The sequence below is a fragment of the Psychrobacter sp. Ps2 genome (assembly GCF_022129405.1).
GTDB lineage: Bacteria > Pseudomonadota > Gammaproteobacteria > Pseudomonadales > Moraxellaceae > Psychrobacter.
The window spans coordinates 1-1,662 of sequence record NZ_JADQAM010000012.1; the positions used below are offsets into that span (position 1 = coordinate 1).

Sequence of the window (1,662 nt, forward strand, 5' to 3'; positions counted from 1 at the left end):
CTTTAGCTTATATTTACAGACTTCTTGTTTAACAAGAAACAATAACCCTTAAAGCCAGATAAAGTGTCATTATCTGGCTTTTTGATATAGACAAAGATAACGACAATCAAACAAGCCTTTTTTCAGTCTTATATGTCTCAGAAGACGCACTTTTGGGCAATATAGCTCACTATTGCCATACGTCTTTACTCAGTCGGCTTTGCACGCGGCACCCCAGCTATTTTATAATAAACAAAGCCTCTCTCATCTCTCAAAACACTCTTACTGTCTGCTCTAACGCACCAGCTGATTGCATCAGGCTGCTCTTTATTAACATCACAAGCCAAAATAAACTGCGCACTTTGAGCATTATTAAAGGCCTGTTTCCAACCCGTTTCAAGCTCATCGATGCCGCGCTGTAGCTCTGCTTGCTGCTGTCTCATTTCTGCAATCTCATCAAAGCTTGGCACATACCAAAATACCAGGGCCACCAAACTTATTATCACAGCCATCGTACCCGCTGCGACAGCGGCTGCAATCCTTTTAATACTCATAGTCTCAATGGACTTGTGAATTTTGTCCAAGTCCTTACTAGCTCTAGCCTCGACCTGCTCAATCCGCGTTTTGGTAGTGGCCTCAAAGGTCTCAATATCTTCAATAATCTGCTTATGACCAGCTTGGTACTGATTGGTGAATAGGGCTAGATTGTCAGCGCTTGCGCTAAGTTTATCAGCAACTCCTTGCATGGTACTGATTTGTACCTCTATGCTATCGTTTTTAGCAGTGACGACCGACTCTACAGCCGTATCAATCTGCTGCTTCATATCGGTGATGATGCCCGCTATTTTGTCATCATAACGACGCGGCATCTCATTGTCAGTGAAAGCCGTCACTGCTGCTTGAAGCTGCTTTAACACGAGTTCTTGATACTGACTCAATGCATGCGAAGTTGTGCTTGCGCTACTACCTAATTCCTCAATGGCAGAAGACACCTCACTCACCTTGCTATCAATACCGCTAAGCGAACGCTCAAGCCGCCTCGCTACCGCATCATCGGCTCGCTTAATCAGCTCACGCAAGGCCCCAATGACCGGAGTCAATGAAGTCACTAGGTTAACAAGTTGATCGTGTATGTCTTGCTCATTGCTATTGTCTTTATTCATGGGGTACTCATTATTATAATGCCGCCTAAAATGGGCGTGGTGAGGAGTAGCGGCGTGTTTGTGCTTGTTCATGCGCTTGGATAGCGCTCTTCGTTTTTTGCAAATGATCTGTCACGGTTTGCGTGAGCGTTGCCCCATCTATGGTGATAGCAGGAACGTGCTCAAAGCGCTCATTGATTTTCGTTAACACCTCGACCTTATCTTGATTGTCAGGCAAGCGCTCAAGCTGTTGCCATAGCGTCGTTGCTGCCTTCTGCACCTGCGTTGCAATTTTTTTAGCATCGGTGTCTCGTAAACTTTTTTGTAGTGTCGTAAAGCTGTCAGTGTGTTTTAGAGTAGTGAATATAAATGCTTGTGCGGCAACCGCCTCAGCCGCGTTGATCACTTCGATCGGTGCATCAACGGCCTTAAAATCAAGGGTATTAACGCGGTTACGCACCCGTACCACTAAATTGTCAAATCGATCTCGATATGCTTTGGTCTCATTGATTCGCTGACGCTTAAGAGATGCCTGCTGCCG

2 protein-coding genes are annotated in these 1,662 nt (G+C 45.4%); both read right to left on the reverse strand.

Annotation, left to right across the window (positions count from 1 at the left end):
- Positions 1–185 precede the first annotated feature (185 nt).
- Positions 186–1,142, reverse strand: a complete 957-nt coding sequence (locus I3254_RS00475) for a hypothetical protein (protein ID WP_238050465.1) — start codon at positions 1,140–1,142, stop codon at positions 186–188.
- Between the two features lie 25 nt (positions 1,143–1,167).
- Positions 1,168–1,662: hypothetical protein (locus tag I3254_RS00480; RefSeq protein WP_238050466.1), on the reverse strand; the 495-nt coding region annotated here is incomplete at its 5' end.